Origin of the sequence: Caulobacter hibisci, assembly GCF_016135805.1 — a bacterium.
Classification (GTDB): Bacteria; Pseudomonadota; Alphaproteobacteria; order Caulobacterales; family Caulobacteraceae; genus Caulobacter; species Caulobacter hibisci.
This window is the reverse complement of record NZ_JADWOX010000047.1, coordinates 1-856: the sequence shown is the minus strand read 5'-3', so window position 1 is coordinate 856 and position 856 is coordinate 1. Positions and strand designations below refer to the sequence as shown.

General features: G+C 64.0%; 1 pseudogene. It reads right to left on the bottom strand.

Annotated elements, in window-relative coordinates:
• Nucleotides 1–17 precede the first annotated feature (17 nt).
• Nucleotides 18–775 (bottom strand): annotated as a pseudogene (locus I4Q42_RS25820) (IS5 family transposase).
• Nucleotides 776–856: the final 81 nt, after the last annotated feature.

The following is an 856-nucleotide window of genomic DNA, read 5'->3' as shown; positions in this document are numbered from 1 at the left end:
CTAGGTCGGATCGACATTCACCGCATCCAGATCATGGCGGCGGCGAGTAGGACGAAGCCCATGAAGTGAACGGTCCTGCGATCGTAGCGGGTGGCGAAGCGCCGGAAGTGCTTGAGCTTTGAGAAGCAGCACTCGATGCGGTTTCTGGCACGATAGGCCTGGACGTCGTGGGCGATGAGCACCTTGCGCGTCCGGTTTGACGGGATGACGGCCAGGGCTCCGAGGTCGGCGATGATCTTACGCAGGGCGTTGGAGTCGTAGGCCTTATCGGCGAGGACGGCCTGGGGTTGGAAGCCAGCGAGCAGAGCGGGCGCGGCCGGGGCGTCGCCGCTCTGGCCCGGCGTCAGAATAAAGCGGATGGGGCGGCCCAAGGTGTCGGCGGCCATGTGGATCTTGGTGGTCAGTCCGCCTCGGGAGCGCCCCAGAGCCTGATCGCAGGCCCCCCTTTTCCGGTCGCCGCCTGCTGATGGGCGCGAACCAGAGTGCTGTCGATCATCAGGTACTGGTTGTCCCGATCCTTGATCAGATCGGCGAACACCCGATCCCAGACGCCTGCCTTGGACCAGCGGCTGAACCGCTTGTGGGCCGTCTTCCACAGGCCGTAGCGTTCAGGCAGGTCGCACCAGTGCGCGCCGGATCGCAGCACCCACAGCACGCCGTTGACGAACAACCGGTTGTCCTGCGCCGTCCGCCCAGGATCACCTGCCTTGCCCGGCAACAGCGGCGCGATCCGCTCCCACTGCGCTTGGTTCAGTTCATAGCGCTTGGCCGACATCAAAAGGGCTCCGTCCATCGAACGGAGCCCTATGAATCAGACATCTCACCTCGTGAGAATCCTGAATGTCGATTGGCCCTA